This window comes from Pseudacidovorax sp. RU35E, from assembly GCF_900156165.1.
Classification (GTDB): domain Bacteria; phylum Pseudomonadota; class Gammaproteobacteria; order Burkholderiales; family Burkholderiaceae_C; genus Xenophilus.
Genome location: NZ_FTMY01000006.1, coordinates 69,832 through 93,046 on the forward strand (window position 1 = coordinate 69,832; position 23,215 = coordinate 93,046).

Here is a 23,215-nt window from a genome sequence, read left to right on the forward strand (position 1 = left end):
TGTTCAGGTGGACGCGCCGGTTGCGAACCATTCGGCGGCCGGAGCGGGCAACGAGCGCCCGGTGGCGTGTGCGCGCATCAGCACCTGCCAGAAATGGCGGTAGCTGGCGCGGTCGTGCAATGTGCCATCAAAGCTGATGGGCGCCCAATCTGCTTCTTGTGCTGAAGCTATTATTTGTGTAGCAATTTGAATCTGCGCCTCGTCCGGCGCAAAGGCCTCGAGGATGGGGCGGATCTGGTTCGGATGGATGCTCCACATCCGCGTGTATCCGAACTCGTGCGCAGCGCGGCGTGCCGCATCCTTCATGGCGTCGGTATTGCTGAACTCGGTCACGACGCAATGCGAGGGCACCTTGCCATAGGCATGCGCCGCGCTTGCGATAGCCAATTTGGCGCGCACCACCAGGGGATGAGAAAACTGGCCCTGAGCGCCCATGCCCGCGGCCGGGATGGCACCGGCGTGAGCCGACACGAAATCCATCAGGCCGAAGCTGAGCGACTGCACCCGGGGATGCGCCGCGATCTCGAACGCATGGTGGACGGCCAGCGGGGATTCGATGAGGACGTGCAACGGCAGGGCCCCAGCGCCCGCCGCGTCGAGCGCGGCGACGGCGCGCACCACATCGGACAGCTGCTCGACCTTTGGCACCATGAGATAGGCCAGCCGGTCCGCCGCCTGGCCGGCAATGGTGTCGACATCGGCCTCGAAGGCGGGATGGTCGACCGGATGCACCCGGACGCCTACGCGCATGCCGAGCGCAGCGGCCTGTGCCAGTTCGACCACAAGCCGGGCATGTTCCGCCTCGCCACCCACGGGGGCGCCGTCCTCGCAGTCGAGCGTCACGTCGAAGACACAGGCGCCGAATTCGGCCGCCATGTCGGCCTGCAGCGCCAGGCTCTTGCGCATGCGCGCCTCGACGCCGCTGTAGTGATCGCACACCGGGAGGGCCACCGCGCCCGCCTGGGCGCCCAGCAGCACCTCGGCCGGATGGACAGGTCGGCGCGCAGCCATGGAATCCGCGCTCATGACGGACGCCGTGCCACGATGAACAGGCGCGGAAAGGCCAGCAGGCGCCGGCCGTCGCTGCGTAGGGGATAGGCGGCGTCCACACCCTGCTCGTAGGCCTGCAGATAGCTCGTCCGCAGGTCGTCCGGCAAGGGATCGAGAAATGGGCGCAGCCCGGTGCCGCTGACCCATTCGACGATGGCGGCGGCCGAGGCCATGCGGTGCTGGTAGATGGTGTGCCAGACGTCGACCTCGGCCGCTTCGCGCGCCAGAAGGTCGTAATAGCCCCTGATCGTCAGCAACTCGGTACGCACGCGATCGGCATCACCGATGTGCGTGGCCCAGGGTGCGCGGCCGGCGAGTTCGCGCATCAGGCGATGCGTGGGCTCCTGCCGGTTGTCGGGCATCTGGATGGCCAGTACCCCGCCGGGCGCCAGCAGCGAGAAGAGCCGGGGGAGCAGTTCTTCGTGACCGGGCACCCACTGGAGGGCGGCGTTGGCGTAGATGAGATCGGGGGCATCGCCTGCGGGCTGCCAGGTGCCGATGTCACCCAGCTCGAACCGGGCGTGAGGCAACCGCTGGCGCGCGGCGACGATCATGGACTCGGCGTTGTCGACCCCAACGACCTCGGCGCCCGGGAAGCGCTGGACGAGCAGCTCGGTGGAATTGCCCGGGCCGCAGCCCAGGTCGACCACCCGCCGCGCCGACGCCAATGGAACCCGCGCCAGCAGCTCGGCGGCCGGGCGGGTCCGCTCATCCTCGTAGCGGCGGTACAGCGCGGGATCCCAATCCATGGTGTCGAAGGAAGAGTCGGAAAACGGGCCCCGCGTTCCCGGACCGTCGGAAAGAGGGTTCGCGAGGCGGTTGGAACCCCTTTCCGCTGCGCGCCCGGCCGGGCAGGCCACGGCGCGCAAGGCCTCGGCAGGCCTCAGAGCAGGTGCTTGACGCCGTCCTGCTCGCCCTGCAGTTCGGCGAGGGTCTTGTTGATGCGCTCCTGCGAGAAGGCATCGATCTCCAGGCCTTCGACGATCTTGTACTTGCCGTTCTCGGTGGTGACCGGGAAGCCGAAGATCACGTCCTTGGGGATGCCGTATTCGCCGTTGGAGGGCACACCCATGGTGACCCACTTGCCTTGCGAGCCCAGGGCCCAGTCACGCATGTGGTCGATGGCGGCGTTGGCGGCCGAGGCGGCCGACGACAGGCCGCGCGCTTCGATGATGGCAGCGCCGCGCTTGCCCACGGTGGGCAGGAACACGTCGGCGTTCCAGACCTGGTCGTTGATGGCGTCTTTGACGCTCTTGCCGCCGATGGTGGCGAAGCGGTAGTCGGCGTACATGGTGGGCGAATGGTTGCCCCACACGGTCAGCTTCTCGATCTCGCCGACCTGGCCACCGGTCTTGGCAGCGATCTGGCTCGCAGCGCGGTTGTGATCCAGGCGCAGCATGGCGGTGAAGTTCTCGCGCGGCAGGCTGGGCGCGCTCTTCATGGCGATGTAGGCATTGGTGTTGGCGGGATTGCCGACCACCAGCACCTTGACGTCGCGGCTGGCGACCTTGTCCAGCGCCTTGCCCTGGGCTGTGAAGATCTGGGCATTGGCGGCCAGCAGGTCGGCACGCTCCATGCCGGGGCCGCGGGGACGGGCACCGACCAGCAGTGCATAGTCGGCATCCTTAAAGGCCACTTCCGGGTCGCCCGTGGGGATCACACCCGCCAGCAGCGGGAAGGCGCAGTCCTCCAGCTCCATGATCACGCCCTTGAGCGCCTTCTGGGCCTTCTCATCCGGGATCTCCAGCAGTTGCAGGATGACCGGCTGATCCTTGCCCAGCATTTCGCCCGAGGCGATGCGGAACAGGAGGGCGTAACCGATTTGGCCGGCGGCGCCGGTGACGGCGACGCGAACGGGCTTTTTGCTCATGGGAAGACTCCAGACGAAGTGGGAAGAAACGGAACGTGCCGCGCGAGCCCTGCCTGCAGGAATTGCACATCGACCGGCACCGCCAGGCGACCCGGGGCAGGAAACAACCGCGCATTCTAGGCCGATTCCATGGCGCATGTCTTATGTCTTATATAAGATGTCGGACTCGGCCCGCTTCGCGGCGCCACGCCACACCCACCCATGTCCTCCCCTCCCGCCGCGGACGCCGGCACGCCTTCCTTCAGCCCGCTGTACCAGCAGATCAGGGCTTTGATCCTGCAGAGCCTGCAGGCCGGGGAATGGAAGCCGGGCGAACCGATTCCGAGCGAAATCGAACTCGCGGCACGCTTTCGCGTGAGCCAGGGCACGGTGCGCAAGGCCATCGACGAACTGGCGGCCGACAACCTTCTGGTCCGCCGCCAGGGCAAGGGCACCTTCGTCGCCACACATGCCGAGCAGCAGGTGCAGTACCGCTTCCTCAAGCTGGTGCCTGACGAAGGCAGCCCCACCAGCGAAGGACCCGCCGAGCGCACCATCGTGGACTGCCGACGGGTGCGCGCAAGCGCTGATGTTTCGCGCGCGCTGGCGCTGCGCAGCGGGGACCCGGTGCTTCAGGTACGCCGGGTGCTGGCCTACGCAGGTGTGCCCACCATCCTCGAAGACCTCTGGCTGCCGGGCGCACCCTTCAAGGGTCTGACCGCCGAGCGGCTGACCGATTGGCGCGGACCCATGTACGAGATGTTCGAAACGGAGTTCGGCGTGCGCATGGTGCGGGCAGAAGAGAAGTTGCGCGCCGTCCTGCCGGACGCCGAACAGGCCGCCCTGCTCTGCGTGGCGCCCCAGACACCGCTGCTGTCGGTCGAGCGCATCGCCCACACGTATCACGACGCGCCGATGGAGCTTCGCCGCGGCCTGTACCGCACAGACACCCACCACTACCGCAACGACCTGGGCTGAGGCACCACGCCGAATTGATTCCGTCCAAAACGATGACGCTCTGAAAACCATAGCACCGGAAGCACGCCACAGAATGCCTGCAAGAGAGCCCATGCAACATGGTGCATTGCAATAGAATTTTGAGTTGCCTGGATACACGTCCTGACACGAGTCGCCCTACCGACACCCCAGAAAGAACCTCCCCATGACAGAGCTAGCTTCCAAAAACAGGCCGCCGCGCCGTGAGTTCCGCAACATCAACGTGGTCACGGATCTGAAGGGCTACCGGCTGCCGCCGGCGGGCATCGTGTCGATCCTGCACCGTGTCAGCGGGGTGCTGATGTTCCTGCTGATGCCCTTCATCATCTGGATGTTCGACACCTCCGTGTCTTCGGAGATCTCCTATGCGCGCTTCCAGGCGGTGTTCGCTGAAGGCGCGGGCTTGCTGCCCGGCTGGCTGCTCAAGCTGGTGGCCCTGGCGCTGATCTGGGCCTACCTGCACCACTTCTGCGCGGGCCTGCGCCACCTGTGGATGGACGTGAGCCACGAGGCCGTCACCAAGGAATTCGGCCGGACCTCGGCCCTGGTCGTGCTGGCCATCAGCGTCGTGCTCACGCTCGCGCTGGCCGGCAAGCTCTTCGGCGTCTACTGATCCGCCTGCCCGCTCTCTCCTTTCTCCCCCACGACAACCCCACAACACCATGGCAGTGAATTACGGCTCCAAGCGCACCGTCGTCGGCGCGCACTATGGCCTGCGCGACTGGCTCTCCCAACGCGTCACCGGCGCCCTCATGGCGGTCTTCACCATCGTCGTGCTCGCGCAGGTGCTGCTCACCCGCGGCCCCGTCGGCTACGACCGCTGGGCAGGCATCTTCGCGCCGCAGTGGATGAAGGTGCTGACCTTCTCGGTGATCGCCGCCCTGCTCTGGCATGTCTGGGTCGGCATGCGCGACGTCTGGATGGACTACGTGCAGCCCGTGGGCATCCGCCTGTTCATGCAAATCTTCACCATCGTCTGGCTCGTGGGTTGTGCCGGCTGGGCGATTCAAGTGCTCTGGAGGATCTGAGCCCATGTCGTACACCAAAGCAAAAATCGCGACGCGCAAGTTCGACGTCGTCATCGTGGGCGCCGGCGGCTCCGGCATGCGCGCTGCGCTCGAGCTCTCGCGCGCGGGCCTGAACGTCGCCTCCCTGTCCAAGGTCTTCCCCACCCGCTCGCACACCGTGGCGGCGCAAGGCGGCGTGTCGGCCTCGCTGGGCAACATGTCCGAGGACAACTGGCACTACCACTTCTACGACACCATCAAGGGCTCGGACTGGCTGGGCGATCAGGACGCCATCGAGTTCATGTGCCGCGAGGCGCCGAAGGTCGTGATCGAGCTGGAGCACTTCGGCATGCCCTTCGACCGCAACCCGGACGGCACGATCTACCAGCGCCCCTTCGGCGGCCACACCGCCAACTATGGCGAGAAGCCCGTGCAGCGCGCCTGCGCCGCGGCTGACCGCACCGGCCACGCCATGCTGCACACGCTGTACCAGCAGAACGTAAAGGCCAAGACGAACTTCTTCGTCGAGTGGATGGCCCTGGACCTGATCCGCGACGCCGACGGCGACGTGGTGGGCGTCACGGCCATCGAGCTGGAGACCGGCGACCTGCACGTGCTGCAGGCTAAGGCCGTGCTGCTGGCCACCGGCGGCGCAGGCCGCATCTTCGCGGCCTCGACCAACGCCTTCATCAACACCGGCGACGGCCTGGGCATGGCCGCGCGCGCCGGCATCCCGCTGCAGGACATGGAGTTCTGGCAGTTCCACCCCACCGGCGTGGCCGGCGCGGGCGTGCTGCTGACCGAAGGCTGCCGCGGCGAAGGCGCCATCCTGCTCAACAGCAATGGCGAGCGCTTCATGGAGCGCTATGCGCCCACCCTCAAGGATCTGGCCCCGCGCGACTTCGTCTCGCGCTCGATGGACCAGGAGATCAAGGAAGGTCGCGGCTGCGGTCCCAACAAGGACTACATCCTCATGAAGCTGGACCACCTGGGCGCCGACACCATCCGCAAGCGCCTGCCCTCGGTGGAGGAGATCGGCCACAACTTCGCCAACGTGGACATCACCAAGGAGCCGATCCCGGTGGTGCCCACCATCCACTACCAGATGGGCGGCATCCCCACCAACATCAACGGCCAGGTGGTGGTGCAGAACGGCGACGTGCACAACCAGGTCGTGGGCGGCCTGTACGCCGTGGGCGAGTGCTCGTGCGTGTCGGTGCACGGCGCCAACCGCTTGGGTACCAACTCGCTGCTGGACCTGCTGGTGTTCGGCAAGTCGGCCGGGCGCCACATCGTGGACTTCGTCAAGGGCAGTGGCGAGCACAAGCCGCTGCCGGCCGACGGCGCCGACCGCACCCTGGCGCGCCTGAACCAGCTTCAGGATTCGAATGACGGCATCTACGCGCAGGACATCGCCAACGACATCCGCGCCACCATGCAGCAGCACGCGGGCGTGTTCCGCACCCAGGCGAGCATGGACGAGGGCGTGGTCAAGGTGGCCGATCTGCGCAGCCGCGTGCCGGCCGTGACGCTCAAGGACAAGTCCATGGTGTGGAACACCGCACGCATGGAAGCGCTCGAAGTGGACAACCTGATCGAGGTGGCGCAGGCCACCATGGTCTCGGCAGCCGCCCGAAAGGAGTGCCGCGGCGCCCACACGGTGGACGACTACGAGCACCCGGCCGACCACCCCGAATTCCCGCTGGGCCGCAACGACAAGGAGTGGATGAAGCACACGCTGTGGCACAGCGCGGGCAACAACCTCACCTACAAGCCGGTCAACCTCAAGCCGCTGACGGTGGACAGCGTGCCGCCGAAGGTCCGCACGTTCTGACATCGCCGCAACCCCACGAGAGCCCGACATGAAGCGCACATTCCAGATCTACCGCTACGACCCGGACAAGGACGCCAAGCCCTACATGCAGACCGTCGAGATCGAGCTCGACGGCCACGAGCGCATGCTGCTGGACGCCCTGGTCAAGCTCAAGGCCCAGGATCCGAGCATCGCGTTCCGCCGCTCCTGCCGCGAAGGCGTGTGCGGCTCGGATGCGATGAACATCAACGGCAAGAACGGCCTGGCGTGTCTGACCAACATGAACACGCTCAAGGGCACCATCGTGCTCAAGCCGCTGCCGGGCCTGCCCGTGATCCGCGACCTGATCGTGGACATGACCCAGTTCTTCAAGCAGTACCACTCGATCAAGCCCTACCTGATCACCGAGGGCCTCGCGCCCGAGCGCGAGCGCCTGCAGTCGCCCGAGGAGCGCGAAGAACTCAACGGCCTGTACGAGTGCATCCTGTGCGCGAGCTGCTCGACCAGCTGCCCGAGCTTCTGGTGGAACCCCGACAAGTTCGTCGGCCCCGCCGGCCTGCTGCAGGCCTACCGCTTCATCGCCGACAGCCGCGACGAGGCCACCGGCGAGCGGCTCGACAACCTGGAAGATCCGTACCGCCTGTTCCGATGCCACACCATCATGAACTGCGTCGACGTCTGCCCCAAGCACCTCAACCCCACCAAGGCCATCGGCAAGATCAAGGAGCTGATGGTGCGACGCGCCATCTGATCCTGGCCAAACCCACGCAACGGAGACGACACGCCATGCCGCAAGTGCAGCCAGCCCCGGGCGCATCCGACGAACGACTCGACGAGCGCGCGATGGCCCGGCTGCAGTGGCGATGCCGTCGCGGGTTGCTGGAGAACGACATCTTCATCACCCGCTTTTTCGAGCGGCATGCTTCTGGCTTGACCCGGGCGCAGGCCCAGGCGATCGACACCCTGATGGACCTGCCGGACAACGACCTGCTCGACCTTCTGCTGCGCCGAAAGGAGCCCGAGCCCGCATGGGCCGGGGCCGAGGTGGCGGCGGTGCTGGAACTGATGCGCCCCTCATCGGGCGGCCAGTTCGCGGCCTGAGCCGCTCCATTCGATCCTTCGCCACCTTCCCATTTCCTCCACCTTCTCAAGAGAAAGTCGACATGAAAGCCTCCGACATCAAGGCCACGCTCGCGTTCAGCAATGGCGGCCAAGCCATCGATCTGCCGATCTACAAGGGCACGGTCGGTCCGGACGTCATCGACATCCGCAAGCTGTACGCACAGACGGGCATGTTCACTTACGACCCGGGCTTCCTGTCCACGGCGTCGTGCCAGTCGTCCATCACGTACATCGACGGCGACAAGGGCGAGCTGCTGTACCGCGGCTATCCGATCGAGCAACTGGCGGTGAACTGCGACTTCCTGGAAACCTGCTACCTGCTGCTCAATGGCGAACTGCCGAACGAAGCGCAGAAGACCGAGTTCACGAACACGGTGACGCGCCACACGATGGTGAACGAGCAGATGCAGTTCTTCCTGCGCGGCTTCCGTCGTGACGCGCACCCGATGGCGGTGCTGACGGGCCTGGTGGGCGCCCTGTCGGCCTTCTACCACGACAGCACCGACATCAATAACCCGGAGCATCGCCAGATCTCGGCCGTCCGCCTGATCGCCAAGATGCCCACGCTGGTCGCCATGGCCTACAAGTACGGCACCGGCCAGCCGTACATGTACCCGAAGAACGACCTGAGCTACTCGGGCAACTTCCTGCGCATGATGTTCGGCACGCCCTGCGAGGAATACCAGGTCAATCCGGTGATCGAGCGTGCCATCGACCGCATCTTCATCCTGCACGCAGACCACGAGCAGAACGCCTCGACCTCGACCGTGCGCCTGTGCGGCAGCTCGGGCACCAACCCCTTTGCCGCCATCGCTGCCGGCGTGGCCTGCCTCTGGGGCCCGGCCCACGGTGGCGCGAACGAGGCATGCCTGAACATGCTGGAAGACATCCAGCGCAACGGCGGCGTCTCCAAGGTCGGCGAGTTCATGGAGAAGGTCAAGGACAAGAACTCCGGCGTCAAGCTGATGGGTTTCGGTCACCGCGTCTACAAGAACTACGACCCGCGCGCCAAGCTGATGCAGGAAACCTGCAACGAAGTGCTGGCCGAGCTGGGCCTGGAGAAGGACCCGCTGTTCGCCCTGGCCAAGCAACTCGAGAAGATCGCGCTGGAGGACGACTACTTCGTGCAGCGCAAGCTCTACCCGAACGTCGACTTCTATTCCGGCATCGTGCAGCGCGCCATCGGCATCCCGGTCAACCTGTTCACCGGCATCTTCGCGCTGGCCCGTACCGTGGGCTGGATCGCTCAGCTGAACGAGATGATCAGCGACCCCGAGTACAAGATCGGCCGCCCGCGTCAGCTCTTCAGCGGCTCGGACAAGCGCGACGTCAAGCCGATCGCCCAGCGCTGATCGCTGCCACTGCACGGGTGTCGCAAGGCGCCCGCCTGCAATGCAAAGGCCGCCTGCGGGCGGCCTTTTTGCGTCTTGACTGACATCCGCCTGACCGCCTCCACGTCACATTGCCCAGCGGAGGGTGACCTCCGACATCCACATCGTCCACGAAGAGGAAGGAAACATCCCATGAAGAAACTCGCTGCCCTGCTCGCCATCACTTTCGCCGTCTCCGTGCCGCTGGCCGGCTGCAATACCTTCAAGGGTGCAGGCCAGGACGTCCAGAAGGCGGGCGAAAAGATGGAAGACTCCGCGAAGAAGCGCCAGTAACACGCGACGGCGGCAGGGCCGCCCGCAGTTGCTCGACGGCCCCTCAGGGGCCGTTTTCTTTTGTCGTCGTGCATTCGCCGCTCGACAGCCGAGCCCTCTCGAACCGCGATGACTCAGGGCCGAAAACCGGAGGAAAATTGCACCTCCCCTCGTGGATCGTGATGACCCTGCCCGCCCCGCTCACCCTCGAACGCAGTTTTGCGCGACGTATCGACCTGACGTCGCTGCAGCTGTTCGTTGCCGTATGCGAGCTGGGAAGCATCGGACGGGCGGCCGAGCGCGAGTTCATCGCTGCATCGGCCATCAGCAAGCGGCTGTCCGACCTCGAATCCACGCTCGGCATCACCTTGCTCTACCGCCATGCGCGCGGCGTGGATCTGACCCCGGCCGGCGAAAGCCTTCTCCATCACGCACGCGCCATGCTCTACAGCCTGGAGAAGATGCAGGGCGAGCTGTCAGAGTACGCCGAAGGTGTGCGCGGCCACGTCCGGGTGCACGCCAACATCTCCGCCATCGTGCAATACCTGCCAGAAGATCTGGGCGCGTTCGCCCGGCTTCACGAAGGCATCAAGATCGATCTAGAAGAACACCTCAGCCACGAGGTGGTGCGCGCGGTGCAGGCCGGCGCGGCCGACTTGGGCATCTGCCATGTGCCCGAGGACGACACCGGCGAGCTGCAGACGCTGCCTTACCGGCGCGATCAGTTGGCACTTGTGCTGCCGCAACAGCACCCCCTGGCGGCGCAGCCCTGCGTCGGCTTCGCCCAGACGCTGGACGAGGACCACGTGGGCCTTCACACCCACAGCTCCATCTACCGCGCGATGCACCAGGCCGCCACCGCCGAGGGCCGCAGCGTGCGGCTGCGCATCCACGTCACCGGCCTGGACGCCATGTGCCGCATGATCGACAACGGCCTGGGCGTGGGCGTGATGCCGCGCCGCGCCTTCGAACTCATGCAGGCCGGAATCGGCCGTCGGCTGGCGGCTGTGGACCTGGCCGACGATTGGGCGCACCGCGAGATCCGGCTGGTGGCCCGCGATTTCTCCACCCTGCCCGTGGCAGCACGCACGCTGGTGCAGCACCTGCAGCCGCCGGCGGATGCACCCGGCGCGCCCCGCGAGGCAGCGGCCGCCTGAAACCCAATACCCATCCACGATTCCCCACGAAAGACGAGACCCCATGGCCCGCACGCTCTACGACAAGATCTGGGACGAGCACGTCGTCCACACCGAGGAAGACGGCACCGCCGTCCTCTACATCGATCGCCATCTGGTGCATGAAGTGACCAGTCCGCAGGCCTTCGAAGGACTGCGCCAGACCGGACGCAAGCTGTGGCGCGTCAGCTCGGTGGTGGCCACTGCCGACCACAACACGCCCACCACCGGCTGGGAGCGCGGCTACGACGGCATCGCCGATCCGATCAGCAAGGAACAGGTCACCACGCTGAACACCAACATCGAGGAGTTCGGCGCCGCCGCCTTCTTCCCTTTCCTGTCCAAGCGTCAGGGCATCGTGCACGTCATCGGCCCCGAGAACGGCGCCACGCTGCCGGGCATGACGGTGGTGTGCGGCGACAGCCACACTTCCACACATGGCGCTTTCGGCGCGCTGGCCCACGGCATCGGCACCAGCGAGGTCGAGCATGTGATGGCCACGCAGACACTGCTGGCCAAGAAGGCCAAGAACATGCTGGTCAAGGTCGAGGGCAAGTTGCCCCTGGGCTGCACCGCCAAGGACATCGTGCTGGCCATCATCGGCAGGATCGGCACCGCGGGCGGCACCGGCTACACCATCGAATTTGCCGGCTCCGCCATCCGCGACCTGTCGATGGAAGGCCGCATGACGGTCTGCAACATGGCCATCGAGGGCGGCGCTCGCGCCGGCCTGGTGGCGGTGGACCAGAAGACCATCGACTATGTGAAGAACCGCCCGCTCGCGCCCAGCGGCGTGGAATGGGACCAGGCCGTCGCCTACTGGAAGACGCTGCATTCGGACCCGGACGCGAAGTTCGACACCGTGGTCGAACTCAACGCCGCCGAGATCAAGCCGCAGGTCACCTGGGGCACCTCGCCCGAGATGGTGCTGCCCATCGACGGCCGCGTGCCCGATCCGGACAAGGAAAAGGACGCCAACAAGCGCGGCGCCATCGAGCGTGCCCTGGCCTACATGGGCCTGGAGCCCAACAAGGCGATGAACGACATCTTCGTCGACAAGGTGTTCATCGGCAGCTGCACCAACAGCCGCATCGAGGACATGCGCGAGGCCGCCACGGTCGTCAAGAAGCTGGGCCAGAAGGTGGCCAAGAACATCAAGGTGGCCATGGTGGTGCCAGGCTCGGGCCTGGTGAAGGAACAGGCCGAGCGCGAAGGCCTGCACGAGGTGTTCAAGGCCGCCGGCTTCGAGTGGCGCGAGCCCGGCTGCTCGATGTGCCTGGCCATGAACGCCGACCGACTGGAGCCCGGCGAGCGCTGCGCCTCCACCAGCAACCGCAACTTCGAAGGCCGCCAGGGCGCGGGCGGACGCACCCACCTGGTGAGCCCGGCCATGGCCGCCGCCGCCGCCATCCGCGGCCACTTCGTCGACATCCGCACCATCGCCTGAGCCAGGGAGCAGACACCATGCAGAAATTCACCGTGCACAAGGGCCTCGTCGCACCGATGGACCGCGAGAACGTCGACACCGACGCGATCATCCCCAAGCAGTTCCTCAAGTCGATCAAGCGCACCGGCTTCGGCCCCAACCTGTTCGACGAGTGGCGCTACCTGGACCATGGCGAGCCCGGCATGGACCCGGCCAGCCGCAAGCCCAACCCGGACTTCGTGCTGAACCAGCCGCGCTATCAGGGCGCCTCGGTGCTGCTGGCGCGCAAGAACTTCGGCTGCGGCTCCAGCCGCGAGCATGCGCCCTGGGCGCTGGACCAATACGGCTTCCGCGCCATCATTGCGCCGAGCTTTGCCGACATCTTCTTCAACAACAGCTTCAAGAACGGCCTGCTGCCCCTGGTGCTGCCCGAGGCCACCGTGGCCAAGCTGTTCGACGAGGTGTTCGCCTTCCCGGGCTATGAACTGACCGTGGACCTGGACCGCCAGGTGGTCGTCAAGCCCGACGGCGAAGAGTTGCCCTTCGAGGTGCAGCCCTTCCGCCGCTACTGCCTGATGAACGGCCTGGACGACATCGGCCTGACACTGCGCCACAAGGACAAGATCAAGGCCTTCGAGGCCGAGCGCCTTGCGGCCAAGCCCTGGCTTGCCCACCAGATGATCGCCTGACCATTTCTCTCCTACCGAAACACCACTTATGAAAATCGCAGTTCTGCCCGGCGACGGCATCGGCACCGAAATCGTCGCGGAGGCCGTGCGCGTGCTGGACGCGCTGGACCTGACGTTCGAGATGGAGACCGCCCTGGTTGGCGGTGCCGCCTACGAGGCTCATGGCCATCCGCTGCCCGAGGCCACGCTCAAGCTGGCCAAGGAGGCCGATGCCGTGCTCTTCGGCGCCGTCGGCGACTGGAAATACGACAAGCTGGACCGCCCGCTGCGCCCCGAGCAGGCCATCCTGGGCCTGCGCAAGAGCCTGGGCCTGTTCGCCAACTTCCGCCCCGCCATCTGCTACGAGCAGCTGACGCATGCCTCCAGCCTCAAGCCCGAGCTGGTCGCAGGTCTGGACATCCTCATCATCCGCGAGCTGACCGGCGACATCTACTTCGGCCAGCCGCGCGGCAAGCGCGTGGCCACCGACGGCCACTTCCCGGGCGCCGAGGAGGCCTTCGACACCATGCGCTACTCGCGCCCGGAGATCGAGCGCATCGCCCGCGTGGCCTTCGAGGCCGCCCGCAAGCGCAACAAGCGCGTGACCAGTGTGGACAAGGCCAACGTGCTGGAGACCTTCCAGTTCTGGAAGGACGTGGTCACCGAGGTGCACAAGGACTACCCCGACATCGAGCTGGAGCACATGTACGTCGACAACGCGGCCATGCAGCTCGTGAAGAAGCCCAAGGCCTTCGACGTGATCGTGACCGGCAACATGTTTGGCGACATCCTTTCGGACGAAGCCTCGATGCTCACCGGCTCCATCGGCATGCTGCCCTCTGCCAGCCTGAACGACAGCAACCAGGGCCTGTACGAGCCCAGCCACGGCAGCGCGCCCGACATCGCCGGCAAGGGCGTGGCCAATCCGCTGGCCACCATCCTGAGCGCCGCGATGATGCTGCGCTTCTCCCTCAACCAGGAAGAGGCCGCCCAGCGCATCGAGACCGCCGTCAAGGCCGTGCTGGCGCAGGGCCTGCGCACGCCCGACATCTGGAGCGAGGGCACGACCAAGGTCGGCACCCGGGAAATGGGCGATGCCGTGCTGAAGGCCTTGGCCTGAACGGTGTGAACGCGGCGCCCGTCGGGCGTACGCGACGTCTGCTGCAAAACGGCCCTGTTGGGCCGTTTTGCATGTAGGACGACACCGATGCGCGCTACAATCGCGCCCCATGTTTGTCGCCCGCCCGTTCGCCCTGAACACCGTGCCTGCCGCCCTGGCCAGCACCGCGCGCGCATCCATCACCAAAACCACGACGACCATTAAGGGCTGACCCAGCCTGGTTCGTCGCGCGTGCCTTCCCCCTGGCCCCGGACGAGCCAGGCGGGCCAGCCCCTTCGCCGCGGTCTTCTTTGTATGACTCTGAAAGGGCTTTTGAAATGAGCAAGTTGGTAGGTTTGGTCGGCTGGCGCGGCATGGTCGGCTCGGTCCTGATGGATCGCATGGTGGCCGAGAAGGATTTCGACCTGATCGAGCCGCTGTTCTTCTCCACCTCGAACGCCGGCGGCAAGGCACCCGCCATGGCCAAGAACGAGACCACGCTGCAGGATGCCTTCGACATCGCGCAGCTCAAGCGCTGCGAGATCATCATCACGGCCCAGGGCGGCGACTACACCACCGAAGTCTTTCCCAAGCTGCGCGCCGCTGGCTGGAACGGCCACTGGATCGACGCCGCCTCCACCCTGCGCATGAAGGACGACGCCGTCATCGTGCTCGACCCGGTCAACATGCCGATCATCAAGAACGCTTTGTCCGATGGCGGCCGCAACTGGATCGGCGGCAACTGCACCGTCAGCTGCATGCTGATGGGCGTCGGCGCGCTCTACAAGGCGGGTCTGGTCGAGTGGATGAGCACGCAGACGTACCAAGCGGCATCGGGCGGCGGCGCGCAGCACATGCGCGAGCTGCTGACGCAGTACGGCACGCTCTATTCGGAGGTGAAGTCCCTGCTGGATGATCCGAAGAGCGCCATCCTGGAGATCGACCGCCAGGTCATCGCCAGGCAGCGCAGCCTCTCTGGCGACGAGACGGCCAACTTCGGCGTGCCCCTGGGCGGTTCGCTGATCCCCTGGATCGACAAGGACCTGGGCAACGGCATGTCCAAGGAAGAGTGGAAGGGCATGGCCGAGACCAACAAGATCCTCGGCCAGGGCGAAGGCTTCGGCAGCGCTGCCGTGCCCGTGGATGGCTTCTGCGTGCGCGTGGGCGCCATGCGCTGCCACAGCCAGGCGCTGACCTTCAAGCTCAAGAAGGACGTGCCCTTGGCCGACATCGAGGCCATGATCGCGGCCGACAACGACTGGGTGAAGGTCGTGCCCAATACGCGTGAGGCCACCCTCAAGGACCTGACGCCCGTGGCTGTCACCGGCACGATGACCATTCCCGTCGGTCGGCTGCGCAAGATGGCGATGGGCCCTGAGTACCTGGGCGCCTTTACCATCGGCGACCAGCTGCTGTGGGGCGCTGCCGAGCCGCTGCGCCGCATGCTGCGCATCCTTTTGGACGCGTAATCTAAAGATGCGTTGCCCCGCGGCAACGCGTAACTCAAAAGGGACTGCACCGGGCATGGCCGCCGGGTTCAGTCCGCCTTGTTTTTGGGCAATGCGAGTGTTAACGTCTACTTACATTTATCGGGCCTCGCCCGCGACAGCATGACCAGACTCTCGCCGCCTGCCCAAGGCGCTGGGCGCGACACGGCCGCTTCGACGGCCGTTCGCCGTTTCCGCATCTCCTCCCTTGGTACGGCCGTGGTCGTGGCCTGCGGCCTGTGGTCGGCCCACGCGCACGCGCTGACGCTGGGCACGCTGAATGTCCTGTCGGCATTGGGCGAGCCGTTGCGTGCCGAAATCCAGGTCAGCGACGTGACCCCGGCCGAGGCGGCGAACCTGCAGGTCCGGCTGGCGGCGCCTCAAACCTTCCAGAGTGCAGGTCTGGCCTTCTCCGACGCCCTGCAAGGCATGCGCACCGCACTGCAGCGGCGGGCCGACGGCCTCTACGTGGTTCGGCTCGAAGGTCTGCGCCCCATCAACGATCCCTTCCTGGACCTGCTGATCGAGGCGAATTCGCCGAGCGGCCGCCTCGTTCGCGATTACACGGCCTTGATCGATCCCCCTCAGAGCCGGGCGCCTGCCCCGCCTGCGGCCGTCGCGATCGACCGGCCCATCACCGCGGCGCCTCCCAGCGCGCCGCAGCGAACGCCGCGTCCTTCGCCGCCCCCGGTGGAAGCTGCAGCGGCCAACCGCCCGGCGGTGAGCACCGAGCCCGGCAGCTCGCTCACCGCGCGTGCAGGCGATACCGCGGGGCGTATCGCAGCCGCGGCCAAGCCGGTGGATGTCTCGCTCGAGCAGATGCTGCTGGCCATGCTGCGCGCGAATCCCAGCGCCTTCGTCAATGGCAATGTCAATCGGCTGCGTGCCGGTGCCGTACTGCAGATGCCTTCGGCCGAAGCGGCCCGCACCACGCCGCCCGACGAAGCCCGCCGCACCATCGTGGCCCAGAGCCGCGACTTCAACAGCTACCGGCAGCGTCTTGCCGGCAACGCGCCTTCAATGAATGTCGAAGGCGCAGGGCGCCAGGCTTCAGGTGGACTGCAGGCCCGTGTGCAAGACCGGGCGGCGTCGGCCTCATCCGCGGACCGCTTGACCATTTCGCGCGGCAGCACGCCCGGGCAGGCCTCCTCCGAGGAACGGCTGGCGCAACAACGGCAGGCCCAGGAGTCCGGCAGCCGCGTGGCAGAGTTGTCCCGCAACATCGAGGAGCTCAATCGCCTGCAAGGCGCGTCGGGCGCCGCCCCCGGTGGGGCTGCCCCAGCACCCGCGCCGGCTGCAGGCCCCTCGCCCGCGCCGGCTGCCGCACCCTCGGCAACCGCAGCCGGAGACACGGCAACGCCAGCGGCGGGGACTCCTTCCGCGGCGATGCCGGCATCCACCGCTTCGGCGCCCGCAGCGGCGTCTGGCCCATCGGGATCCGCATTGCCCGCAGCCCCCGCCTCCGCGGCGGTGAAGCCGGCACCTGCGCCGGCATCGCCACCGGCCAGGGAGGAAGAGCCCCGTTTCCTGGATTCGTTGCTGGGCAATCCGATGGTACTGGCAGCCGGTGGTGTCGTGCTTCTCCTGTTGCTGCTCGCCCTGCTGTCCCGCCGCCGTCGGCAGCAAACGAAGGACGCGGCGGAGAGCCTGTTCCCGGAGAGCCTGCAGAAGGACTCCTACTTCGGCGGCTCCGGCGGCGCGACCGTCGACACCAAGGAGGACCACAGCGGCGCCTCCTCCCTCAACTACTCGCCCAGTCAGTTGGATGCGGGCGACGTGGATCCCGTGGCCGAGGCCGACGTGTACCTGGCATACGGCCGCGACCTGCAGGCAGAGGAGATCCTCAAGGAGGCGCTGCGTACCTCGCCGGATCGCACCAGCATTCAGCTCAAGCTGCTCGAAATCTATGCCCGCCGTCGCGATGCGCGGGCATTCGAGCAGCTGGCGCGCGAGTTGCACGCGCAGACGGACGGCAAGGGAGCGGATTGGCACCGCGCCCAGGAACTGGGTCGCGGCCTCGACCCGAGCAACGCGCTCTATCAGGGCGCGGGCCCGCTGTCGGTGCCAGATGGGGCTGGAAACGCTGCAACGTCGGCGGGCCTCGCTCCTGCAGCGGCCGCGTCGGGGCTTGGCGCGGCATCTGGCAGCGCATCGGCAGCGTCGCGCCCGGCGGAGGAGCCCAAGCCCCAGGCCTTCGTTCCCTCGGTGGCCCCGCTGGATTTCGACCTGGATCTGGACCTGCCGCCTGCACGCCCTGCGCCGGCCGCTCCGACGGCCGCACCGCCCTCTCCTTCCGTGTCCTCGCTGTTCCCGTCCGCGCTGGCTGACGACCCGCCGGCGGCCCCGTCCTATGCCGCCTCAGGCCCGAACTCCGGCTTGCGCGGCACGGCCGAGGAGCCCACCATCCCGGCGCCCCTGCGCGCCGCGCCGGCGGTCGATCTTGGCAATGATTTCGACACGGCACCTGCCGAGTTGGAGCCCATGGGTGGGTTCCGCCACGTCGGCGACGAGGTGCGCACCCAGCCCGCCACGCTGCATGCGCCGCTTGAAGGCTCGGACATCTTCAGTCGCGACTTCCATGCCTCACTCAACACGGCCGATACGCAGCCCATGGACCTGCCGCTGAGCATCGCCACCGGCATCGACCCCGGGCCCGGCGAGAGCGCGGAAGCGGTCAAGCTGTCGCTTGCACGCGAACTGCACGCGTTGGGCGACCCCGAGGGCGCCCGCACACTGCTGGAGGAACTCAGCGTCGAAAGCACGGGCTCCGTCCAGGCGGAGGCACGTCGGCTGCTGTCCGAACTGCGCTGATACTCCGGGCCGCGCGGGACCACCCGAGGTGGTCCGCGCGGCCTTCTTCTTTTCGCCATGCCCCTGCCGTCGCCTTTCCCCTCGACCGCCGTCCTACCTTCCCGCGCTGCAGGCGCTCCACGCGCATGAGGATGGCCCTCGGCATCCGCTACAACGGTCGCGCCTATGACGGCTGGCAGAGCCAGCCTTCCGGCCGGACGGTGCAGGACCAGCTCGAACGCGCACTGGAGCGCTTCGCGCTTCAGCGGATCGGCACGCTGTGCGCCGGTCGCACCGACGCGGGCGTGCACGGGTGGATGCAGGTGGTGCACTTCGATACCGACGTCGAGCGTGTGCCCTTTTCCTGGGTACGCGGCCCTAACCGGTTCCTGCCAGAGGACATCGCCGTGCAATGGGCGCAGCTGGTGCCCGACAGCTTCCATTGCCGCGCCGCAGCGCGAGGGCGGCGCTACCGCTACGTGCTTTCCCAGTCGCCAGTCAGGCCCAGCCTGGACGCCGGCAAGGTGGGCTGGTCGATGCACCCGCTCGACGGCAACGCCATGCGCGCCGCGGCCGAACACCTGCTGGGCGAGCATGACTTCAGCTCCTTCCGCGCCTCGGCCTGCCAGGCCAAGTCGCCGGTCAAGACGGTGCGGCGCATCACCATCACGCGGGTCGGCGCGGCGGAGCGCTGCCGCTGGCTCTTCGACTTCGAGGCCGACGCCTTCCTGCACCACATGATCCGCAACATCATGGGCTGCCTGGTGCGTGTAGGCCAGGGCCATGCCACACCCGACTGGCTGCGAGAAGTGCGCGATGCGCGCAGCCGGCAGGCGGCGGCGCCTACCTTCGCAGCCGACGGGCTGTACTTCCTCGGCCCCATGTACGACGCCGCATGGGGGCTTCCGCCCGAGGTCACCATGGGCGTTGGGGCAGGCGCCTGCGGGGACCTGCCCTGAACACTGCCGGGCGGCCACCTCTGTCGCCAAACCACGCGCCGCGCCCTGTTCCTCTGCCCGCCCACGCCATGACCACTTCGCCCCCCACCTTCCGCACCCGCATCAAGATCTGCGGCCTCACGCGCGAGCAGGACGTAGATGCGGCGGTGGACGCAGGAGCCGATGCGGTGGGCTTCGTGCTGTATGCCAAAAGCCCGCGGGCCGTGACCGCGGAGCGCGCCGCCGAACTCGCCGGACGGCTGCCGCCTTTCGTGGTGCCGGTGCTGCTCTTCGTCAACGAGGCGCCGGATCGGGTGCAGGCAGCGCTGGCGGCCGTGCCAGGTTCCATGGCCCAGTTCCATGGCGACGAGACGCCTGAACTGTGCCGGCAATCCGCCGCCGAGGGTCGCCACCGCTGGCTGCGCGCCGCCCGCATCCCCCTGGGCGCGGCAGGGGCCGGCTTCGACCTCTTAAACTACGCGGCTCAATTTTTCCAGGCCAGCGCCATCCTGCTCGACGCCCATGTCGACGGCTATGGCGGTGCCGGCAAGGTCTTCGATTGGTCACTCCTTCCAACCGCCGTCGACGCTCACCTCGTCTTGAGTGGTGGGCTCGCACCTGCAAACGTGGGCGATGGCATTGCGCTGCTGCGCCCGCGCTGCCGGTCGCTGTCGGTTGATGTGAGCTCGGGCGTTGAGACGGCCAAGGGCATCAAGGACGGCGACAAGATCCGCGAGTTCGTCGCCGCCGTCCGCGCGGCCGACGCGCTCCCCGCCCGCTGAGCCGGGGCCTTCGGGCCAACGGCTGCACCGTCAGGACACTGCGCGTCCTGACGACTGCCAACAAGACCCCCTCGTTCTGCCGGTGCCCAACTGTGCACCCGCGCCATCTTCACGATCGCCATGAACACACCCACCTATGCCCTGCCCGACGCCGCCGGCCACTTCGGCCCCTACGGCGGCAGCTTCGTCAGCGAGACGCTGACCCATGCCATCGCCGAACTGCGCGAGGCCTACGACCGCTACCGCGAGGACCCGGAGTTCCTCGCCGAATTCGCCTACGAGCTGAAGCACTTCGTCGGCCGGCCCTCGCCCATCTATCACGCGGCCCGCACCAGCCGTGAGCTGGGCGGCGCGCAGATCTACCTCAAGCGCGAGGATCTCAACCACACCGGCGCCCACAAGATCAACAACGTGATCGGCCAGGCCATGCTGGCGCGCCGCATGGGCAAGCCGCGCATCATTGCCGAGACCGGTGCCGGCCAGCACGGCGTGGCCACGGCCACCATCTGCGCCCGCTACGGGCTGGAATGCGTGGTCTACATGGGCAGCGAGGACGTCAAGCGCCAGAGCCCCAACGTCTACCGGATGAACCTGCTGGGCGCGCGCGTGGTGCCGGTCGAATCCGGCAGCCGCACGCTCAAGGACGCGCTCAACGAGGCCATGCGCGACTGGGTGACGAACGTGGAGAACACCTTCTACATCATCGGCACGGTGGCCGGCCCGCACCCGTACCCGGCGATGGTGCGCGACTTCCAGACCGTGATCGGCAAGGAATGCATCGAGCAGATGCCGTCGATGCTCCCCGGCGAAGGCAGCCAGCCCGACGTGGTGGTGGCCTGCGTGGGCGGCGGCAGCAATGCCATGGGCATCTTCCATCCCTACATCCCTTACGAGCAGGTGAAGCTGGTGGGAGTAGAAGCCGCCGGCGAGGGCCTGGACAGCGGCAAGCACTCGGCCTCGATTCAGCGCGGCAGTCCGGGCGTGCTACACGGCAACCGCACCTACATCCTGCAGAACGAGGACGGCCAGATCACCGAGACGCACAGCGTCAGCGCCGGCCTGGACTACCCCGGCGTGGGCCCCGAGCATGCCTACCTGGCCGACATCCGCCGCGCCGAGTACGTGGGCGTGACCGATGGCGAAGCGCTGGCCGCCTTTCACCACCTGTGCCGCGCCGAGGGCATCATCCCGGCGCTCGAATCCAGCCATGCGGTGGCCTATGCCATGAAGCTCGCCAAGACGATGCGGCCCGACCAGTCCATCCTGGTCAACCTCTCCGGCCGGGGCGACAAGGACATCGGCACCGTGGCCGATCTGGCAGGCGTCGACTTCTACGACCGGCCCTCCATGCGCGGCCTGGCCGTGAAGGGGGGCAAGCAATGAGCGCCGCGAACACCACGCCGGACAGCCGCCGCATCGCGTCCACCTTCGCGCGTCTGGCGGGCGAAGGCCGCAAGGCGCTGATTCCTTATGTGACCGCCGGCTTCCCCCAGGCCGACATCACACCCGCGCTGATGCACGCCATGGTCACCGCCGGCGCCGACGTGATCGAGCTGGGCGTGCCCTTTTCCGATCCGATGGCCGATGGTCCCGTGATCCAGAAGGCCGGCGAAGCTGCGCTGGCCATGGGGGTGGGCATGGCGCAGGTGCTGGCCATGGTGGCCGAGTTCCGCCGCGAGGACACCGGGACCCCCGTGGTGCTGATGGGCTATGCCAACCCGGTGGAGCGCTACGACCTCAAGCATGGCGCCGGCGCCTTCGTGCGCGACGCGGCGACAGCAGGCGTGGACGGCGTGCTGATCGTCGACTACCCGCCGGAGGAATGCGAAGCCTTCGCCGCAGATCTGCGCGCGCACGGGCTGGACCTGATCTTCCTGCTCGCCCCCACCAGCACCGACGCGCGCATGGCGCAGGTGGCGCGCGTGGCCAGCGGCTACGTCTACTACGTTTCGCTCAAGGGCGTGACCGGTGCCGGCCACCTGGACACCGGTGCCGTCGAGCAGATGCTGCCGCGCATCCGCGAGCACGTGACAGTGCCCGTGGGCGTGGGCTTCGGCATCCGCGACGCACAGACGGCGCAGGCCGTCGGCCGCACGGCCGACGCGGTGGTGATCGGCACGCGGATCATCCAGCTGCTGGAAGGCCAGCCGCGCGAAGCGGCACTGGCCGCGGCGGGCGATTTCCTGCGTGGCATCCGCGCCGCGCTGGATGCGCTGCCGGCCTCCGGGCCGAAAGCGGGATAATCCGTCCCCTCGTTCCCCGCCCTGCCCGGCCACCGCGCCCGGCAGGCGCCGCGGACAGGCGGCTTGGCCGTCCCGTCCGCCTCCTTGCACAGAACTCGGACGTACACCATGAGCTGGCTCGAAAAACTCCTCCCCCCCAAGATCGCGCCCACCGACCCCGGTGCCCGGCGCCAGATGCCCGAGGGCCTGTGGATCAAGTGCCCGAGCTGCGAAACGGTGCTCTACAAGACCGACCTGGAGCAGAACCAGAACGTCTGCCCCAGCTGCAGCCACCACCACCGCATCGGCGCCCGCGCGCGGCTCGACGCCTTCCTCGACGCCGAGGGCCGCTACGAGCTGGGCCAGGAAGTGCTGCCGGTCGATGCTCTCAAGTTCAAGGACAGCCGCAAGTACCCCGAGCGCCTGAAGGAAGCGCTGGAGTCCACTGGCGAGACCGACGCCCTGGTGGTGATGGGCGGCTCGGTGCTCAACATCGGCGTGGTCGCCGCCTGCTTCGAGTTCGAGTTCATGGGCGGCTCCATGGGCTCGGTGGTCGGCGAGCGCTTCGTGCGCGGCGTCGAGACCGCCATCGAGCAGAAGGTGCCCTTCATCTGCTTCACCGCCACCGGCGGCGCTCGCATGCAGGAAGGCCTGCTGTCGCTGATGCAGATGGCCAAGACCAATGCAGCCCTCACCCGCCTGGCCAAGAAGGGCCTGCCGTACATCAGCGTGCTGACCGACCCGACCATGGGCGGAGTCTCGGCCGGCTTCGCCTTCGTGGGTGACGTGGTGATCGCCGAGCCCAAGGCGCTGATCGGCTTCGCCGGCCCGCGCGTGATCGAGTCCACCGTGCGCGTGAAGCTGCCGGCGGGCTTCCAGCGCGCCGAGTTCCTGCAGGAAAAGGGCGCGGTCGACTTCATCAGCGACCGCCGCGAGCTTCGCAAGACCATCGCCAGCGTGCTGGCCATGCTCACGCGCCAACCGGCCGACGCGGTCGGCTGATTGCCCTCTGGCGCCCGGCCCACAGTGGCCGGGCCGTGGTGCGATTGCGACAGCCGACACGGACATGAGAAAAGTTCTCATTAGCAAGGCAGAATAGGGTTTTCACCAGTTCGCCAACAGCGCGCATCGGCGCGCTTTTTTGTGGC

General features: G+C 67.3%; 22 protein-coding genes. 19 read left to right on the plus strand and 3 right to left on the minus strand.

All coding sequences use genetic code 11. The features are described from left to right. Positions 1-3: 3 nt before the first annotated feature. The 3 genes from BXA03_RS12190 to BXA03_RS12200 form a co-directional block, all read right to left on the minus strand. Positions 4-1,026: an HpcH/HpaI aldolase/citrate lyase family protein gene (locus tag BXA03_RS12190; protein ID WP_076507900.1), complete on the minus strand. Its 1,023-nt coding sequence runs from the start codon at positions 1,024-1,026 to the stop codon at positions 4-6. After that, positions 1,023-1,799: a trans-aconitate 2-methyltransferase gene (tam, locus tag BXA03_RS12195; protein ID WP_076507903.1), complete on the minus strand. Its 777-nt coding sequence runs from the start codon at positions 1,797-1,799 to the stop codon at positions 1,023-1,025. The genes BXA03_RS12190 and tam overlap by 4 nt, the downstream gene beginning before the upstream one ends. A 134-nt stretch (positions 1,800-1,933) precedes the next feature. Then, the gene (locus BXA03_RS12200; protein ID WP_076507906.1) at positions 1,934-2,920 is read right to left on the minus strand and encodes a malate dehydrogenase; all 987 of its coding nucleotides are present in this window, start codon (positions 2,918-2,920) and stop codon (positions 1,934-1,936) included. A 201-nt stretch (positions 2,921-3,121) separates the two neighbouring features. Here BXA03_RS12200 and BXA03_RS12205 point away from each other — a divergent pair, with 201 nt between their 5' ends. From BXA03_RS12205 to accD, 19 genes are all read left to right on the plus strand, one after another. Further along, positions 3,122-3,877 carry a GntR family transcriptional regulator gene (locus tag BXA03_RS12205; RefSeq protein ID WP_076507908.1) on the plus strand — a complete coding sequence of 252 codons (756 nt, stop codon included), beginning with the start codon at positions 3,122-3,124 and terminating at the stop codon, positions 3,875-3,877. A 184-nt stretch (positions 3,878-4,061) separates the two neighbouring features. Further along, on the plus strand, positions 4,062-4,508 hold the full coding sequence (sdhC, locus tag BXA03_RS12210) for a succinate dehydrogenase, cytochrome b556 subunit (RefSeq protein ID WP_076507911.1): 447 nt from the start codon (positions 4,062-4,064) through the stop codon (positions 4,506-4,508). 49 nt (positions 4,509-4,557) lie between these two features. Then, the gene (gene sdhD, locus BXA03_RS12215) at positions 4,558-4,923 is read left to right on the plus strand and encodes a succinate dehydrogenase, hydrophobic membrane anchor protein (RefSeq protein ID WP_076507914.1); all 366 of its coding nucleotides are present in this window, start codon (positions 4,558-4,560) and stop codon (positions 4,921-4,923) included. 4 nt (positions 4,924-4,927) lie between these two features. Beyond that, positions 4,928-6,736, plus strand: a complete 1,809-nt coding sequence (gene sdhA, locus BXA03_RS12220; RefSeq protein WP_076507916.1) for a succinate dehydrogenase flavoprotein subunit — start codon at positions 4,928-4,930, stop codon at positions 6,734-6,736. A 28-nt stretch (positions 6,737-6,764) separates the two neighbouring features. Continuing rightward, complete coding sequence (locus tag BXA03_RS12225) at positions 6,765-7,466, plus strand: succinate dehydrogenase iron-sulfur subunit (protein ID WP_017761520.1); 702 nt, start codon at positions 6,765-6,767, stop codon at positions 7,464-7,466. Between the two features lie 35 nt (positions 7,467-7,501). Further along, complete coding sequence (locus tag BXA03_RS12230) at positions 7,502-7,816, plus strand: FAD assembly factor SdhE (protein ID WP_076507918.1); 315 nt, start codon at positions 7,502-7,504, stop codon at positions 7,814-7,816. A 62-nt stretch (positions 7,817-7,878) separates the two neighbouring features. After that, on the plus strand, positions 7,879-9,189 hold the full coding sequence (locus tag BXA03_RS12235) for a citrate synthase (protein WP_076507920.1): 1,311 nt from the start codon (positions 7,879-7,881) through the stop codon (positions 9,187-9,189). A gap of 171 nt (positions 9,190-9,360) precedes the next feature. Then, positions 9,361-9,501 carry an entericidin A/B family lipoprotein gene (locus BXA03_RS12240; protein WP_076507923.1) on the plus strand — a complete coding sequence of 47 codons (141 nt, stop codon included), beginning with the start codon at positions 9,361-9,363 and terminating at the stop codon, positions 9,499-9,501. A 161-nt stretch (positions 9,502-9,662) separates the two neighbouring features. Further along, complete coding sequence (locus BXA03_RS12245) at positions 9,663-10,637, plus strand: LysR family transcriptional regulator (protein ID WP_076507925.1); 975 nt, start codon at positions 9,663-9,665, stop codon at positions 10,635-10,637. Between the two features lie 43 nt (positions 10,638-10,680). Beyond that, on the plus strand, positions 10,681-12,102 hold the full coding sequence (leuC, locus tag BXA03_RS12250) for a 3-isopropylmalate dehydratase large subunit (protein WP_076507928.1): 1,422 nt from the start codon (positions 10,681-10,683) through the stop codon (positions 12,100-12,102). A 17-nt stretch (positions 12,103-12,119) separates the two neighbouring features. Beyond that, positions 12,120-12,770 (plus strand): 3-isopropylmalate dehydratase small subunit, encoded by a 651-nt coding sequence (gene leuD, locus BXA03_RS12255; protein WP_076507931.1) that lies wholly within the window; start codon positions 12,120-12,122, stop codon positions 12,768-12,770. Positions 12,771-12,798: 28 nt separating this feature from the next. Next, entirely contained in the window at positions 12,799-13,869 is a 1,071-nt protein-coding gene (leuB, locus tag BXA03_RS12260) for a 3-isopropylmalate dehydrogenase (RefSeq protein WP_076507934.1), read from the plus strand. A gap of 317 nt (positions 13,870-14,186) precedes the next feature. After that, positions 14,187-15,317: an aspartate-semialdehyde dehydrogenase gene (gene asd, locus BXA03_RS12265; RefSeq protein ID WP_076507937.1), complete on the plus strand. Its 1,131-nt coding sequence runs from the start codon at positions 14,187-14,189 to the stop codon at positions 15,315-15,317. 243 nt (positions 15,318-15,560) lie between these two features. After that, a complete protein-coding gene (locus BXA03_RS12270) occupies positions 15,561-18,146 on the plus strand; it encodes a motility hub landmark protein FimV (protein ID WP_234983665.1) in 2,586 nt (861 codons plus the stop codon). A 125-nt stretch (positions 18,147-18,271) separates the two neighbouring features. Beyond that, positions 18,272-19,084, plus strand: a complete 813-nt coding sequence (gene truA / locus BXA03_RS12275) for a tRNA pseudouridine(38-40) synthase TruA (RefSeq protein ID WP_076507943.1) — start codon at positions 18,272-18,274, stop codon at positions 19,082-19,084. Positions 19,085-19,152: 68 nt separating this feature from the next. Further along, positions 19,153-19,845, plus strand: coding sequence for a phosphoribosylanthranilate isomerase (locus BXA03_RS12280; protein ID WP_076507945.1), 693 nt, complete (start codon positions 19,153-19,155; stop codon positions 19,843-19,845). A 120-nt stretch (positions 19,846-19,965) separates the two neighbouring features. Further along, on the plus strand, positions 19,966-21,228 hold the full coding sequence (gene trpB, locus BXA03_RS12285) for a tryptophan synthase subunit beta (RefSeq protein ID WP_076507947.1): 1,263 nt from the start codon (positions 19,966-19,968) through the stop codon (positions 21,226-21,228). After that, positions 21,225-22,088: a tryptophan synthase subunit alpha gene (trpA, locus tag BXA03_RS12290; protein WP_076507950.1), complete on the plus strand. Its 864-nt coding sequence runs from the start codon at positions 21,225-21,227 to the stop codon at positions 22,086-22,088. The genes trpB and trpA overlap by 4 nt, the downstream gene beginning before the upstream one ends. A 108-nt stretch (positions 22,089-22,196) precedes the next feature. Beyond that, positions 22,197-23,069 carry an acetyl-CoA carboxylase, carboxyltransferase subunit beta gene (gene accD, locus BXA03_RS12295; protein ID WP_017761322.1) on the plus strand — a complete coding sequence of 291 codons (873 nt, stop codon included), beginning with the start codon at positions 22,197-22,199 and terminating at the stop codon, positions 23,067-23,069. The last annotated feature ends 146 nt before the right edge of the window (positions 23,070-23,215 follow it).